Raw genomic sequence first — 15894 nt, 5'->3', positions numbered from 1 at the left:
CAATTACTATCAAATTGCATATTGATCACCCCTAAAATTAAATTATGAAAAATCTATCTTATTTAAAAAACTATTTGCTTGCTTCCATACTTATTTTTATAAGTTCGTGCGAAACCAATGAAAGCAATACTTATCATCAGTCACTTCCTGATGACTTAAATCAATCCATACTTAAATATTCCGAAGAGTTAAGTATTTTTGACAATACAGGTGAAAATTCCATAAGAATTAAAATCCAATCTGATAATGAATTATTTATTCAAGAGATTAGTAAGAGCCATTTTGAGTTGGTGACATTAAAAACAAGTGACCACATACTTGAAAATGATTCTGAAGTTCCCGGCCTTCAAGCAATAAATCAAAATCAAGAAATGGACCATGTTCGATTAACTGTATTACAGCAGCATATTAAGCCAGATGTCATTGCATTTAGTATAAAACCAATTCAGGCTTCCCTTTTATTAACGGAGCGAAAATCAATTCGGTTGATTCAAACAGAATTCCTATCTCCTTATGCCTCAATAGGAGGTTATGTTCAAGCTTATTTTAATTCCTTGAGCAGCAAAAAGAATTTCAGAGTATTGGTTGAAAACAGAGAAGATCCTGAGCAGAGTCCGGCAATAAGCATTTTAAAAGGCAGTCCTACCGATCCCCTTTTGATTACTGGATTTACAGATCCATTGGGAATTGCAAGGCTTTGGCGTGTGCGTGTAATTCACGAAACAGGCGTGTTTCCATTGGTGTTTTGGACAGGAAGTTTAAGTATTTAAAATAAATGACCTAATCTGCACAACAGGAAAGAAATATGCCACATCAGTAGTAGCATTTATTCAATAAATATAAATAATTTGCTCAATAATAAAATTAAATGAAGCTCTATCAAATTCTCAGCATACTATTTATCGCAGCAGGAAGCTCCAATGCACAATCTCAAAGCAGACCCTTAGATACTAATCCCGGGTATGCCCTGTTAATTGGTATTGGAGCTTATCCTCCTGAAAGCGAATGGGAGGCATTGCATGGCGATGCGGATGTACAACTTGTCAGATCCACACTAATTAAACTTGGCTTTCCCAATTATAACATCATTAGTTTAATCAATGAAGAAGCTACAAAATCGAAAATCTTACAAGCATTTGATTTATTAAAAAAACAAATCAGTCCAAAATCTATAGTGCATGTACATTTTAGTGGACACGGGCAACAACTTAAAGATAAAAATAATGATGAAATAGATGGATATGATGAAGCGTTTGTTCCTTTTGATTCCCCAAAATATTTTAAATCAAAAGTGAATGAAGGACAAAATTTATTAACAGATGATCAACTGGATTCCCTGATAACCGAAATAAGAATTCAAATCGGCAGCGAAGGGCAATTATTTGTAAGCACCGATGCATGTCATTCCGGAACCAGTACACGAAGTAAAATAACAGGTCGGGGAACGGATGTTATCATGGCAAATGCCGAATACATCACGAAACATATGAATTCAAAATCGGATAGCAATGGGCTGTTGATTAAATCCAAAGGAGCGAACGCTAACATGGCACCTCTTATTTCGATGTCAAGTTCAAGTCCCAACGAAAAATCTTATGAAACTCCCCTTTCTTTATCTCAGCCTTATGGATTATTTAGTTATTTCCTTTGTAAAAATCTATTAATAAATAAACCTTGTTTAAGTTATTCCGAACTCCATCAAAATATTACGAGCAATGTAAGAGCATATACCGGGCTCCAACATCCGCAAATTGAAGGTCCGGAGGAATATTGTGTTTTTAACAATCAAATAAAAAAATTGTCAAAATTCATTAGAGTCCGGGATGTCATCAGCAACAACATGGTGCTAATTGATCAGGGTATATTACACCATATTTATGCAGGCAGTGAAATTTTATTCTATTCTGCATCGATTCGTGACACCACTGGCCAAAAATATATTGCTAAAGGAATTGTTGATGAAAGTGCAGCATTGGATGCAGATGTTCTATTAGATGGAAATATACCCGCAGAAGAACTTCGAAATGCAAAAGCTGTTGTTTCTAAAATAGTATACGGCAATGATAAAACACGGTTGCAATTGTTGTTAAAAGATTCATTGCTTAGCAATCGCATTCGGGATGCCCTATTCAGCTTAACAAGCTTTCAAGAAGTTGATACGGATCCAGATTTATACTTTGAAAATCCTGAAGGCTTTGCAAACTCAGCGAATCTGAGTATTTATAATCGAGATGCCGAAATTATTTACCAACAGCAATTAGATGCCAGCAATGAACAAGCTGAATTTAATGATATTAAACGTTTATTAATTAAATATCAGAAATCACAACAACTTAAGAAACTTGAATTAGAAAATGGTCAACTGAAGGCTGAATTAACGATGTCAGGTCAGGACCCTGGAACTGCACTGAAAGACCAGGTATTTAATTTAAATTTAAACGATACCATTTCATTTACAATAAAAAATACAGGGCCCCAGAATTTTTATTTTTCACTTCTGGAAATCAGGCCAGATTTTAGTATCCAGCGGATATACCCGGAACAATCAAAAGCCAGCAGCGATTATTATTTAGTCTCTGGTAACTCCTATCAATCCCCTTCATTCAAAATTATTCCGCCGAAAGGATCCTATTTTTTAAAACTCTTACTCAGTGCAAATCCGATTGACTTTAATGGCATGGATGCCACCCGATCTCTAAAAACAAGTAATCAGGCTGAATTGGGAAATTGGATTAAACAAATCAGTCAGGGCGCAGGGAGCGCAGAAACCTCATTTGGAATTCCAACAAAAGATGAACTTAGTATCAGCACCTATTATGTCAAAATAAATTAATTTCTAAAAATACAGACTGGGCAGGATTTCTTTTATGTTACTTTTCATTAAAGTACACAATTGGATTCTTAGTATTCAATTCAAAAAATTATTACAATCCAAAATGATACCCTACCATTAGAGCCTTACTAGTTAGTATGATTTGCATATTGTATTTGATCAAAAGTAGCCTATGGTTTATGCTTAAAGCAGCAAATTATAGATTCAAATGCTTCGTTCTCATTTTTATTACATGCCCTATAAAGCCAGGATACTTTTTAAATTATTTTATGAGTATACTTCGCAACAGACTCAAGCCCTAAGCATCTTATTGTCCTCCGTATTTACATGAAATATTTTATGTTAGCAATGAATTGCCATTCAAATGATCCTTAAAATAAAAACAGTGATAAAACAATTCCAGATAATATCACGCTACATCAGGTCTTAAAAATCCAAAAGATATTGAATCGTTGCATGAATTTCATCCATGCCTGGCAACATTTCTTTTTCGAGAATGCTATTCAATGGAATGGCTGGCAAATTTTTCGAACCAATGGATTTTACCGGCGCATCCAAATCTTTAAAACAGCGCTCACTGATTTTTCCTGCAAGTGCCTGAGCGAAACTATTTTCAAGGGTTTCTTCTGTAAGTACTAAACAGCGGTTGTGTTTTTTTACAGATTTAAATATCAATTCTTCATCCAAAGGCACTAGCGTTCGTAGATCAATGATCTCAATTCGGTCTTTAAAATTTTTTGCTGCGTTTAATGCCCAATGAACCCCCATGCCGTAGCTGATAATAACGAGAGTAGATTGAGGAGTATCTTCATTTGCTTGCAATGCAATCCTGCCTTTTCCCAAAGGAATTTTATAATCTGCATCAGGCATAATTACTTTGGCAGCATCGGTGCCCGGCACTTTAGACCAATACAATCCTTTGTGCTCAAAAATGACCACTGGGTTTGGATCTTCATAAGCTGCCTTTATCAAACCTTTTAAATCAGCTCCATTGGAAGGATATACCACTTTAACTCCCTTTATATTACAAACAACTGATTCAACACTTGATGAATGGTAAGGTCCACCACTGCCATATGCGCCAATTGGAACGCGCAATATCATACTCACCGGATATTTTCCATTTGTTAAATAACACGACCGGGCAACTTCAGTAAATAACTGATTGAGGCCTGGCCAAATATAATCGGCAAACTGAACCTCAACGATCGGTTTTAATCCTACAGCAGACATGCCTACGGTACTGCCAACAATAAATGCCTCTTGAATTGGTGTATTGAAAACGCGATGATCTCCAAATTTTTGAGCTAAAGTTGCAGCTTCTCTAAACACTCCTCCCAATCGCTTTCCGACATCTTGTCCATAGAGTAAACACTCCGGATGTTTCTGCATTAATTCATCGATCGCAAACAAGGCACAATCCACCATAACTTTTTCTTCCCCTTGATCGGGTTGTCGGTTGCCGGTTTCCTCAAGAACGACTGCAGGAGCAAAATCATGCAAGTATAAGTCAGAAGGTTCCGGATCGGGTGCAGAACGTGCACGTTCGAAATCAGATTCAACGAGTTGCTTGCATTCGAATTCTAATTGATTAAGATACGCATCACTGAAACCATTTTGGTGAAGGTAATTTTTAAATTTTGGAAATGGGTCCTCCAACTGTTGTTGTTCAAGATCGTCACGATACCACTCTTTGCGCACCCCACTGGTATGATGGTTTAATAAAGGAACGGTTGCATGTACTAAAAAAGGACGTTGTTCTTTACGAATTTTATTTAAGACTGATGTAAATGTTTCATAGCACAATTCGAAATTTGTTCCATCAACACTTACTGCTTCCAATCCAGGAAAACCTTTCGCAAAATCCATTGCATTTCCTTTACGAATTTCAGATGCATGTGCACTGATATCCCATTGATTATCCTGAACTAAATACAAAATGGGTAATTGTTTTAATGAAGCCATGTGAAATGCTTCTGCAACTTCACCCTCTGTGATTGATGCATCCCCCAACGAGCAAATCGAAATCCCTTTGGTAGGATTTATTTTTGCAATAGTTCGATATTGTAAACCCATTGCGACCCCTGTTGATGGAATGGCCTGCATTCCGGTAGCAGAAGACTGGTGCGGAATTTTTGGCATCCCATCTCTTTTTAAACTGGGATGTGAATAATAAGATCTGCCTCCTGAAAACGGGTCATCCCGCTTTGCCATCAGCTGCAACATAATTTCCCAGGGTTGCATTCCAATCGCCAACAACAAACTATCATCCCGATAATATGCAGATAGAAAATCATCCGGAGTCAATTGCAGACCTAAAGCAATTTGAACTGCTTCATGTCCTCTGGAAGTTGCGTGTACATATTTTGAAACAAATTTAAAATTTGCCTCATAATGTTCGGTCAAGCATTTTGCAGTGCACATTATACGAAAGGCCTTTTCCAGAATTTCTTTATCTATTTTAAATTTACTTGTTTTCGCCATAATTTATTCATACAAAAGTATTAAACCAAACTTTGTTTATTGAATCTATTTTATAAATATCTTCCAATCCTAAACCTGGAAAATTTTATTATAAACTGCCTGAGCTACCCGCTGACCATCCATAGCAGCAGATAAAATTCCGCCGGCATAACCTGCGCCTTCACCCGCTGGAAACAAGCCGTTGATTTCAGGGTGCATGAGTGTTTTTGGATCTCTTGGGATTTTTACAGGTGAACTCGTTCTGGATTCTGGAGCTACCAGGATTGCATCCGGATGCAGAAACTGTGACATCCTTTCACCAAAATATAAAAATGCATTTCTCAATCGTTCAGAAATTGTATGAGGTAATTCTTTATCCAGTGAAGCAGAAAAGATTCCGGGTATATACGAACAATCCGGTAAATCAGAACTTTTTCGTTTCTCAATAAAATCACGAAGTCGTTGTGCTGGAGCTTTTTGCGATCCATCACCCAGGTCAAACATTTTTTGTTCAACTTCCTTTTGAAAATACATACCCTGTAAAGCATTTTGATGCTTGTAATTTTTAAAATCGACCGCATCTACAGAACACACAAAACCACTATTGGCAAAGGGAGAATCTCTTCGAGACAATGACATTCCATTCATAACCAGTTCGCCGGGCGCAGTAGCCGCCGGGACGATCAGGCCTCCAGGGCACATACAAAATGAAAAGACCCCATTTCCTTGAATCTGACAGGACAAACTATAACTCGCTGCAGGCAATTTTGCATGTCTTGGATTTTGTTTATACTGTATCTGATCAATTACCTGTTGCGGATGTTCGATCCGAACACCCAAAGCAAAAGGTTTGCAATCAATGGTGCAATTTTTATTTTGCAATAATAAAAAAATATCACGTGCAGAATGACCGGTTGCAAGAATCACATCAGTACATGGATAGGTATCCTTATTTGTAACAATTTTATGGAGTAAGTTATTTTCAATTACAATATCCTCAAGTCTTGTATTGAAATAAATTTCGCCACCATATTTCAAAATGGTATGTCGAATATTTGCTACAATCTCCGGAAGGCGATTGCTTCCAATGTGCGGGTGAACATCGACTACGATTTCCGGATCAGCGCCATGTGCAACTAAGGTATTTAATACAGATTGAATACTTCCTCTTTTATCAGAACGTGTATATAATTTTCCATCTGAATAGGTACCTGCTCCACCCTCTCCAAAACAATAATTTGAATCCGGATTAACAATTCCATCCTGTTGAATCCCTTTTAAATCTCTGCGTCGGTCACGCACATCTTTACCTCGTTCTAAAAGAATTGGTTTCAATCCCAACTCAATCAATTTTAATGCAGCGAAATATCCACAAGGTCCGGCGCCTATGATGTGTACCGGCTTTGCATCTGATACATTTTTGTAATTAAATTCAACAGGAATTGAATCAGGAATCGAATCAGGATACACTTCTGCGCGAAACACGAAATATATATTTCTTGCACGCGCATCAATATTTCGCTTGACTATTTTATAATGAAAACCAGTACCTTTCGTTTGTTGCAATTGTTCGGCGATGGCTTTACGATGTGCCTCTTCGCTGTCAATGGTTTCCGGAAGCAAACGATAATCAACCAGCTGCATATTAATCAATCGCTTTGCGAATTTTGCAAAGTTTCTCCAGCAGCGGTTTTAAATATTCTAAACGCAACATATTTGCACCATCGGATTTTGCGATTTCTGGTTTTGGGTGTGTTTCAATAAATAATCCATCTGCACCAACCGCTATGGCTGCTTTGGCAATTGTTTCAATCAGATCCGGACGTCCTCCAGTAACGCCTGAACTTTGATTTGGCTGTTGCAATGAATGGGTACAATCCATAATTACGGGAACATTAAATGACCTCATTGCCGGAATGCCCCGATAATCAACCACTAAATCCTGATATCCAAAAGTAGTTCCTCGTTCGGTCAACCAAATCTGTTGATTGTTTGCTTGCCTAACTTTGTCAACTGCATAACGCATCCCTTCAGGACTCATAAACTGTCCCTTTTTTATATTCACTACTTTACCAGTTTCTGCTGCTGCAACCAACAAGGAGGTTTGTCTGCATAAAAAAGCTGGAATTTGTAAAATATCAACAAACACAGATGCAATTGCTGCTTCTTCGTCGGTATGAATATCCGTTGTCACAGGAATCTGATAGGTTTTTGCAATGTGTCTTAAAATATCTAAACCCATCTCATCGCCAATTCCTGTAAAAGAATCTAAGCGTGAACGATTGGCTTTCCGGTAAGACGCTTTAAAAATGTATGGTATGCTCAAGTCATAACAGATTTGTTGAACAGTTCCGGCAATTTCTTCACACAAATCTTTTGATTCGACCACGCAGGGGCCGGCAATCAGAAAAAAGTTATTCAACCTTGTTTGTTGAATGCTGTTTATTAGTGAATTACTCATAGCTTGTTAATATTTTAAAACCCAGGCATCCGGATGATAGTGTTTTTTTAATTCTTCCAATACTTTTTTTAAGTCTTGTTTAAAGCAATCGAACTGCACCCCTACTCTATTAAATTTTTCATATTGACCGCGGTAAACTTTATAGTGATCTCGTTTCAATTTTTCCGAAAGCCTGTTGGCATTATTGATTTTAATAAAAGAACCTACGATAATAACACAAGGTTTATTTTGAATGCTATCATTTAAATGTTGCACATTTGATTCATCGATTTGAATTTCACTTGTCAAACTGTCCTGATTTGAAATCGGTTCTTGCACAAGGGCAGCAAGCGAATCTAAAGCAGTTGCTTCTGGCTCCAATGAATCCTGAATTTGAATGGCCTGAGCTCCATTTGTAGAATCCCCGATTGAGCCCTTTATGATTTCTGTATTTGATTTTCTATTTGGACAAAAGTACAAGCAAAGAAAAATTAACCATAAAATTCCAAGTGCTATTAAAAGCGATCGCAACTCATAACTTTTCTTTGGAGTCTGAATTAAAACCTTAGTTTCAATAGGAATTTGTTTTTCCTCATTTTTAAATTGAATGGGCTTTAATGATAGTGGTGACTGTTTATAAAAATCCTGATGAATGTTGTGTTCGCTTTGTTTAAAAATCCAATTGCCATTCAGTTGGTACAAAGTACCAAAGGGCTCAAAGTAAACTGATGGTGCCCCTTTTAATGAATCTTGAATAAACTGACACAAAGCTGCCAAATGTTCTTCTAGCAATTCTTGTGAAAAACCTGTTTCCTCTACCAGGTGGCTGAGCATTTGTTCGGTATTGGATGTAATACCCGATTCAAATTGCAGGGTTATAGATCCCGGATAAATCTTTTGTTCGATATGATGAATGTAAGCCGCACGTTTCGTTCCATTGAAACGGCCGATCCCTGGCAACTCAAACCAATGGTATTGATTGAGATGCCAAAGTAAAAGGTATACAATATTTGGATTGTTGGCCAATTCGTTGTTTTTGTGATGGGGCTTTGAACAAAAATAATCAAAGCTTTTTCAATTCAGCAATCACTTCCTGATTGAATTTTAAATAATTGGCTATTAGATAACTATATATTAGCGTAAACTTTTATAAGAATCCTAAAAGTACTGGATTATTCAGTCTCTTTCTTTTTCCGCTTAATCTTAAAAAGGTCTACCAATTCTTTCTCTGTTAAAAATTCCAATTCTGTAAAACCAGAACTTACCGCTTTTTTAACTTCCTGATACTCCTTACTGCGTTTGTCTTTATAGAAAGCGAGTAAACGTTTTACATAATTCATGCACATGCTTTCAGTTTCCTGATTAAATGCAGAATTTCCAAATGTATTAATATAATCCGCAAAGGTCTTTTGCAATTCAAAAAACGAATGATACTCGGGCTCTGTTAAATTATCAACGACCTTATGGAATAATTGTAAAATTTCCAATCGAAGACATTCATTATTAATTGACATCCCTTCATACTGAGCATAAAATGCATTGACCGCATCCAGTGCATCTTCATGAATAAATCCTTTCGAGTGAATTGTTTCTAAAAGATTGTAATATTTAATCAGATCATCTCCTTCATTCTTATTGAGCAAACCAAAAAATTTGCGATCTGCTTCAGGACCAAAATGAACGCCTTGTTTGTAGCAATTTTTCAAAAATTGAAAATAGATTTGATTGAATTGGGTATTCTCGTATCTACAGGAATTCAATGCATTTGAAAGATGTTGCGTTTCAGTTTGATTTAGATTTATAAAATTAGAAATTATAGCAATTATCTCAATAAACTCCGGTTCTTTATAAAATGCTTTTTGTCCAATCAGTTTATGGATCTCATCGATGTAACTATCATGACTGTTATGAAAGGCGATCCGGTTTAACAAAAAGCTTCTCAATGCGGTAGCCTCCATTTTTAATTCAGAAACAGTTTCTGGAAAACTGGTGTATAAAAAATTATAATGTGTAAACTGTTTTTTATACCGGCTCAATAAATTGCGTCTTTCCTCCAGATCCCGAAAACGATCGTGAATCATGGATTGTAAAAATGCCTTTACTTTTTTATTATCTACTTTATCTAATAAGTTCGCTATCCAAATATCGCTGCTGAGTGCAAAACCCAACTGGACTGTCTGTCCGATCCGTTGGCGGATGGCATCAAAATTGGTTGAGTTTGCAATTGCCAATAGTATTTTCTTAAACGCTTCTTGTGGACGTGCGTATTTTATTTGATCATTGATTTCACCGCGTAAGACGTTGTAGCCAAGTATACGTGGTAAAAACAAGCCTTCAAAAAATGGATTCATCAGGACTAGTTCCAATTCAGGTAATTGCAAAGGATGTTTATCAGCTACTTCCTGATAAATTTCTGCAATCAATGGTTCGTAAGCATCTTGAAGGGTTTTATAAAGTTCAGGAGTTTCTTCTTCCAGATAAGTGGCTAATTCATCGGAACCCTGAATCAATTCGGCGACCCCTTGCAGGCGTTCTTTGTAATCTTGAAGTAAGCTTTGCATGCTTCTAAATTTATGTTTTTTCAATGAAAGAACCCGGACGGATTTGAGCCCAGTCCAGGTTCAGTTAATTTGGAATTTTTATTAAAAACAAAATTTATACTAAAATAAATATTTGTTTTTAAAATTATATTCTTATAAATTTACTAATAAACTTATTTTATTCCTCTTCAGTTGAAGCAACAGGAGCTGCTTTTGTTTTAGCTTCTCCGCTCAATTTTGTATGGAAATCGGTAATTTCCTGCTTTCTTGCCTCTACTTTAATAGCAATTTGACCTTCTTTAGCTGCGATCCAATCCTGGTACATTTGGTCAGCTTTTTCCTGAGTAAGTGCACCTTTTTTGACACCACGAGCCAGGTGCTTTCTGTAAAGCACTCCTTTGTAACGTAAAATTGCATTGATTGTGTCTGTAGGTTCTGCACCTTTCATCAACCATTCGAAAGCTTTATCTCTGTCTAAATCGATGGTTGCTGGCTTAGTAATTGGGTTGTAGATACCAATTTTTTCAATAAATCTTCCATCCCGTGGAGATCTTGAATCGGCAATAACAATGTGGTAAAATGGGGCTTTTTTGCGACCCTTACGCTGTAATCTGATTTTAACGGCCATTTGTTAAATTTTTAAAAGTTTAGACCTCAATCGGCCTACTCTGAAAACAGACACGACCGACTTTAAGGGCTGCAAATATAAGGAGAATTAATAGATAATTGTTAATTGTAGAGGGTAATTTGTTAATTGAGGCGGCTTGGAGGCCTGAGGACTTGCCTTAAGGTTTAACCTACAATGAATCCGCCAAGTGGGTTTATCCCAAAAAAACAGCCTAAATTGCAGTACAATCCATCTTGCCCATTAATGATATGAAATCGTTCTACATTCCAATATGGGTTTGCAGTTTATGTTGGATGCTCCAGGCTTGTGCAGTGGAAGAAATTCCATCTCCAGCTCGCGCTAAATTTATTTATACAAATAGTTTTGAAACGGAAGCCGATTTAGAGGAATTCCAACATGTAGATTTTTGTTGGCTTTCTGATACGGTAATGGGTGCTTTTGGGAAGCAATCAGCAGTATTTGCTGGCGGCTGTTTTTACGATCATTTTAAAAAAACATTTCCAGCTCTAGATCATGATGCTACTATAAATGTGATGATCATTGCGAAATCACCTGGCTTTTCTAATCATACCGACATGTATATTGACTCCTTTCATTACAGTTTATTTAGCACACTGCATGGATGGCAAGCGATCCAATTTAAAGAAAACATCTTTTTACCTGCGCATACTCCGTTTACTTTGGCTTTGACCAATCAATCTGGAACATATATTGATTATTTGCAGATCTTTGAAAATTGAATATCCTGTTTTTTTCTTCGGTTGAAATTCAAACTAAAATCAAAAATCCATTCTCAATTTCAAATTTATCCTCCGCGAACTGAGATAATTTGGAATGGCAAATTGGTAATTGTACAAAGACTTTATCCAACTCACAGATGCTTCGTTTTTTACTTTTAGTAAATTGAATACTTCCAAACTTAACCAAGTTTGTCTGGTGAAATTCATAAATCGGAATCCTCTGTTTGGTGTGTTTTGATCCCACATTAAAAAAGAAAAACCAATATCGACCCGGTGGTAAGCTTTGAGTCGTTTGTCGTTTCTAAAAATAAGATTGTCTCCTTTTAATCCATAAGGCAAACCTCCTGCTACATTAATATTTAAATGCATTTTAAAACGATCGTTTTTAGGCAGGTAATCCTGAAAATACATTCCTAAGGCAAACAATTGATCGGTTGGCCTGGGGACATCCTTAATGGCATTGCCATCTGGATTTACTGCATCACGTTCTTTGTGCTGAATTCCATTCAGCCGCTCACGGGTTCTTAAAAATGAAATATTGACCCAGGATTCTGCTCCGGGTACAAATTCACCGTAAATCCGATTGTCCCATCCAATGGCATAGGCTTTTGAATCATTGATGCCAGAATAACGAATGCGTACATTTTCCAAATCATAGGATACCACATCCCACATGTTTTTATAATAGATTTCTGAAATCCATCTGAACTGAGACGGACTGATTTTTGGCATCCTAAAGTCTCGTTGAATGCCTAAAAGCAATTGATTTGATTTCTGAGCTTGTTGATTAAAATTTAAATGTCCGTTTACCAATCGCATCTCTCTATAAAAAGGGGGCTGATAATACCAACCTCCTGCTAACCAAATATGCATGCGGTTGTCGTTTTGCACTGGAATCCATTCCAGTTTTAATCTTGGATTTATAAAGGATTCACGATTTAAATCGCTGTGGTGAAATCGCAAGCCCGGTGTGATTTTTAATAATTGCTTGCTTGCAATCAACCAACTCATATCATCCTGTACCCAAAATCCCATTTTATTATTGGTAAAATTATTTTGGGTTTTATACACGTAATTTAATACCAGACGGCTCTCATCATAGGGAAGTGAATATCCTGCTGAATCCAATCGTTCCCACTCATTGATCTTGTCTTCGATGTGTTCATTTTTCCAAAAGATACCTGCCTGCACAAAATGTTGAATGGAATTAAAATTAAATTCAATTCCAGCACGTGCCTCCTGATTCCAAATTAAAGTATTTAAAAAATCACGATTGTAAAGATGCTGCGTTCCTTCACCCCATAGCTTGACTTCTTTTCCTTTTTCGTCTGTATTTCCTGCTTCAACTTCAACCAATCGATAATATCCTAAAATGTCAAATTGCTCGGCCTCATATCCCTGGTGGATCGATGAAATCAATTTAAAAAAATATGGATTCCTTTTGTTGTCAGAAAAATAATTCAAACTCAATCCACTCATGTTTTGCTCAAACACATCTTCTTCTGCTCCTTCAAAAACTGTATTCAGGTTGATCACCTGAAAAAAAGAACCTTTTGCAACACTGGAAGATTCAGGAATTAATTTAAAAACACTTTTATTAAAATTAGCGATCCATGATAGTTTCCAGTGTTTATTAAAACTATAAGTTAAAAACGATTGGATGTCTAAAAAATTAGGTTGGTACTCCCCTTCTACATCCAAACTACTCAATAAATATTTTGTGGTTTTATAACGCACTCCCAACAGGTAACTAAACTTTTTTACAGCATCATTCGAAAATAATTTTGAGCCTTCCAGGTGCGCACTTGCACCCAATGGACTCAACACTAAGCTCGAACGAAAACGATCGGGTGTTTTATAACGTATATCCAGAACCGATGACATTTTATCTCCATATCGCGATTCAAATCCACCGGATGAAAATTTTAAATCTTTGATTAAATCAGGATTTGGAAATGAAAGTCCTTCTTGCTGTCCGTTGCGAATGAGTTGCGGACGAAACACTTCAAAATCATTTACAAAAACCAGGTTTTCATCATAGGACCCCCCACGAACACTGTATTGTGAAGATAACTCCCCACCGGCACTGCTTCGCACGCCCAAACCTATCACCGGCAAAATACTTTCCAAATTTGAACTTACACTAGGCAACAATTGAAATGCTTCAACTTGCTCACGAACGGTTGCGCCCTCGTTGTCTTTCTTATCTACAATTTCAATTTCTTTGCTGATCGATTTTTTAAGGGATAATTTTAAAATGAAATCTGAATGCACATCTGATTTTTTTACCAGGAGCTCTTTGGTTTGATAACCCAGGCGATTGAATTTTAAATTCCATTCTGCCTGATCCGGAAGTTGGATGCTAAAGCTTCCATCCAGTTTAGATTCTGAATAAAAAGACCGTTCCGGTATATAAATAATTACCTGTTCAATCGGAGTTCCTGACTCTTCATCAAGGATGATTCCCTTTACAAGAATCGTTTGCGTTTGTCCTTCCGTTTGAAATAAACTTAGAAGGGTCGCTATAAATACTAACAAGAGTTTTTCCAAAGGAAAGTGATTGCGGATGTTGACGATGCGGTTCAACAAAATTTTCAGCTTAAAACTCAAAGGAATTAACGGAAATGGATTTTAATTGGCTGATCACTCCGGCTGGATTTTGATCTCCAAAAACTGCATTGCCTGCAACCAACACATCTGCGCCTGCTTTTAAAATCACTTCTGCATTTTGCAGTCCAACACCTCCATCGACTTCAATCTTGGTTGAAAGATTTCGTTTTACAATTTCTTCTTTGAGTTCTTTAATCTTTTGAAGACTTCGGTAAATAAATTTTTGTCCGCCGAAACCTGGATTAACAGACATCAAACAAACCACATCAACGTCTTCCAATACATCAAATAAAGCTTGTACGGGACTGTGTGGGTTCAAAGCCACTCCCGCAAGGGCGCCACTCTCTTTGATTTGTTGAATGACCCGGTGCAAATGGGTGCAGGCTTCCAGGTGCACGCTGATGCTGTCCGCACCAGCTTTCCTGAAATCTGAAATATACTTTTCAGGTTGGAGGATCATTAAATGCACGTCCAGGGGTTTAGTTGCTCTGCGTTTGACAGCAGCAATAACAGGCAATCCAAAACTGATATTGGGTACAAATTGGCCGTCCATCACATCCAGATGAAACCAATCAGCTTTACTTTGATTGATCCAATCAATTTCTTCTCCGATCCGGAGAAAATCACAACTAAGTAAGGAAGGAGCTATTAAATGCATTTCGAATGAATGCAAAAATAGGTCTAATTTTTTAGAAACCGGACGAGTTCATCTTGAACCTGCAAATAATAAATTCCATTTGGCAATTCGCTGAGGTCTAAGGTTTGCTCGTCGATGAGTTTTAACTGGAAATTTTGTCCATGAATGTTATAAAGCTTCATAGGATTCCCTTCAAGTGCTTGTACATTGAGATGAATGGAATTTGAAGCCGGATTCGGATAGACTTCTAATTTTTTGCGGGTTTTATCTTTCAGACTCACAATTGGGCTAAAACTTTCCGAGCCATCGCGATCAACTGTTTTTAGACGGAAATATTGACTGGTACTCAAATTACCGGTTGGATTCGTCTTTAACTGATAAGTATAGCTTTGTAATGAGTTACTTTCACCGGCAGCTTTCACTTTAGCAACTTCAATAAATTTTTTAGAATCTTCACTTTGCTGAATTATAAAATGAGACACATTAGACTCTGTAGCTGTTTGCCATTTTAAATCAACCAAACCGATCGAAGAATTTTCTGCGCTAAAGCTTATCAGTTTAATAGGCAGAATAATTTGTTCATCGACCGCACCACAGAGGGTGTGGTTGACTGTTTTTCCGTGTGCAGCGCAATAAGCAGTTGAGCTGCAATCGGCAGTAAATTCAAACACTTCACAAATTACCGAGCCAACGGAAACATTGGAAACATAAATGGTACGAGTTAGTGTTCCATAACTATACTTGATGGTATACACGATGTGATGTGCTTGTTCGCTCACTTTACGGACACAAAACTTAATTTTAAAATTACAATCAGAACCAGATACAAAGGTTTTACTGATTAAAGTCAAGCCATTGGTAACGGTGTCAATGCATTTTTGCGAATAGGCAGAAACGCAAATAAAACAAATAAGTGTAAGTAAAAGAGACCTTTTCATAGCGGGGGATTCAATCGATTCGTCTTAGGTAAAGATATAACCCAATCCATTCATTGTGAATGGTT

The 15894-nt window shown here is 36.9% G+C and carries 12 protein-coding genes; 3 read left to right on the top strand and 9 right to left on the bottom strand.

Annotated elements, in window-relative coordinates; all coding sequences use genetic code 11:
- Positions 1-44: 44 nt before the first annotated feature.
- Together IPJ80_10115 and IPJ80_10110 are read left to right on the top strand one after the other, a co-directional pair.
- Positions 45-770, top strand: coding sequence for a hypothetical protein (locus IPJ80_10115; GenBank protein MBK7913839.1), 726 nt, complete (start codon positions 45-47; stop codon positions 768-770).
- Positions 771-868: 98 nt separating this feature from the next.
- Positions 869-2833, top strand: coding sequence for a caspase family protein (locus IPJ80_10110; protein MBK7913838.1), 1965 nt, complete (start codon positions 869-871; stop codon positions 2831-2833).
- A 426-nt stretch (positions 2834-3259) separates the two neighbouring features.
- Here IPJ80_10110 and IPJ80_10105 read toward each other — a convergent pair whose 3' ends face one another.
- The 6 genes from IPJ80_10105 to rpsP form a co-directional block, all read right to left on the bottom strand.
- Positions 3260-5317, bottom strand: coding sequence for a tungsten formylmethanofuran dehydrogenase (locus tag IPJ80_10105; GenBank protein MBK7913837.1), 2058 nt, complete (start codon positions 5315-5317; stop codon positions 3260-3262).
- 69 nt (positions 5318-5386) lie between these two features.
- Positions 5387-6940: an FAD-binding protein gene (locus IPJ80_10100; GenBank protein MBK7913836.1), complete on the bottom strand. Its 1554-nt coding sequence runs from the start codon at positions 6938-6940 to the stop codon at positions 5387-5389.
- Position 6941: 1 nt separating this feature from the next.
- A complete protein-coding gene (gene kdsA, locus IPJ80_10095) occupies positions 6942-7757 on the bottom strand; it encodes a 3-deoxy-8-phosphooctulonate synthase (protein MBK7913835.1) in 816 nt (271 codons plus the stop codon).
- A gap of 6 nt (positions 7758-7763) precedes the next feature.
- On the bottom strand, positions 7764-8762 hold the full coding sequence (locus tag IPJ80_10090) for a hypothetical protein (protein ID MBK7913834.1): 999 nt from the start codon (positions 8760-8762) through the stop codon (positions 7764-7766).
- 146 nt (positions 8763-8908) lie between these two features.
- Complete coding sequence (locus IPJ80_10085; protein MBK7913833.1) at positions 8909-10297, bottom strand: hypothetical protein; 1389 nt, start codon at positions 10295-10297, stop codon at positions 8909-8911.
- 157 nt (positions 10298-10454) lie between these two features.
- On the bottom strand, positions 10455-10904 hold the full coding sequence (gene rpsP, locus IPJ80_10080; protein ID MBK7913832.1) for a 30S ribosomal protein S16: 450 nt from the start codon (positions 10902-10904) through the stop codon (positions 10455-10457).
- A gap of 248 nt (positions 10905-11152) precedes the next feature.
- On the opposite strand from rpsP, the gene IPJ80_10075 reads away from it, so the two are divergent.
- Positions 11153-11644 carry a hypothetical protein gene (locus tag IPJ80_10075; protein ID MBK7913831.1) on the top strand — a complete coding sequence of 164 codons (492 nt, stop codon included), beginning with the start codon at positions 11153-11155 and terminating at the stop codon, positions 11642-11644.
- 39 nt (positions 11645-11683) lie between these two features.
- Here IPJ80_10075 and IPJ80_10070 read toward each other — a convergent pair whose 3' ends face one another.
- The 3 genes from IPJ80_10070 to IPJ80_10060 are packed head-to-tail and all read right to left on the bottom strand — an operon-like array spanning position 11684 to position 15829.
- Positions 11684-14233, bottom strand: coding sequence for a TonB-dependent receptor plug domain-containing protein (locus IPJ80_10070; GenBank protein MBK7913830.1), 2550 nt, complete (start codon positions 14231-14233; stop codon positions 11684-11686).
- Positions 14234-14243: 10 nt separating this feature from the next.
- Positions 14244-14912 carry a ribulose-phosphate 3-epimerase gene (locus IPJ80_10065; GenBank protein ID MBK7913829.1) on the bottom strand — a complete coding sequence of 223 codons (669 nt, stop codon included), beginning with the start codon at positions 14910-14912 and terminating at the stop codon, positions 14244-14246.
- Positions 14913-14935: 23 nt separating this feature from the next.
- Positions 14936-15829, bottom strand: coding sequence for a T9SS type A sorting domain-containing protein (locus IPJ80_10060; GenBank protein ID MBK7913828.1), 894 nt, complete (start codon positions 15827-15829; stop codon positions 14936-14938).
- Positions 15830-15894: the final 65 nt, after the last annotated feature.

The sequence above is a fragment of the Saprospiraceae bacterium genome (genome assembly GCA_016714025.1).
GTDB lineage: Bacteria > Bacteroidota > Bacteroidia > Chitinophagales > Saprospiraceae > Vicinibacter.
This window is presented reverse-complemented; position numbering and strand designations above follow the sequence as displayed.

What these genes read in the sequence shown, in the direction of transcription:
- IPJ80_10060 (MBK7913828.1), bottom strand. Translation starts at nt 15,829, where the DNA reads ATGAAAAGGTCTCTTTTACTTACACTTATTTGTTTTATTTGCGTTTCT.
- IPJ80_10085 (MBK7913833.1), bottom strand. Translation starts at nt 10,297, where the DNA reads ATGCAAAGCTTACTTCAAGATTACAAAGAACGCCTGCAAGGGGTCGCC.
- kdsA (MBK7913835.1), bottom strand. Translation starts at nt 7,757, where the DNA reads ATGAGTAATTCACTAATAAACAGCATTCAACAAACAAGGTTGAATAAC.
- IPJ80_10065 (MBK7913829.1), bottom strand. Translation starts at nt 14,912, where the DNA reads ATGCATTTAATAGCTCCTTCCTTACTTAGTTGTGATTTTCTCCGGATC.
- rpsP (MBK7913832.1), bottom strand. Translation starts at nt 10,904, where the DNA reads ATGGCCGTTAAAATCAGATTACAGCGTAAGGGTCGCAAAAAAGCCCCA.
- IPJ80_10115 (MBK7913839.1), top strand. Translation starts at nt 45, where the DNA reads ATGAAAAATCTATCTTATTTAAAAAACTATTTGCTTGCTTCCATACTT.
- IPJ80_10105 (MBK7913837.1), bottom strand. Translation starts at nt 5,317, where the DNA reads ATGGCGAAAACAAGTAAATTTAAAATAGATAAAGAAATTCTGGAAAAG.
- IPJ80_10075 (MBK7913831.1), top strand. Translation starts at nt 11,153, where the DNA reads ATGAAATCGTTCTACATTCCAATATGGGTTTGCAGTTTATGTTGGATG.
- IPJ80_10110 (MBK7913838.1), top strand. Translation starts at nt 869, where the DNA reads ATGAAGCTCTATCAAATTCTCAGCATACTATTTATCGCAGCAGGAAGC.
- IPJ80_10100 (MBK7913836.1), bottom strand. Translation starts at nt 6,940, where the DNA reads ATGCAGCTGGTTGATTATCGTTTGCTTCCGGAAACCATTGACAGCGAA.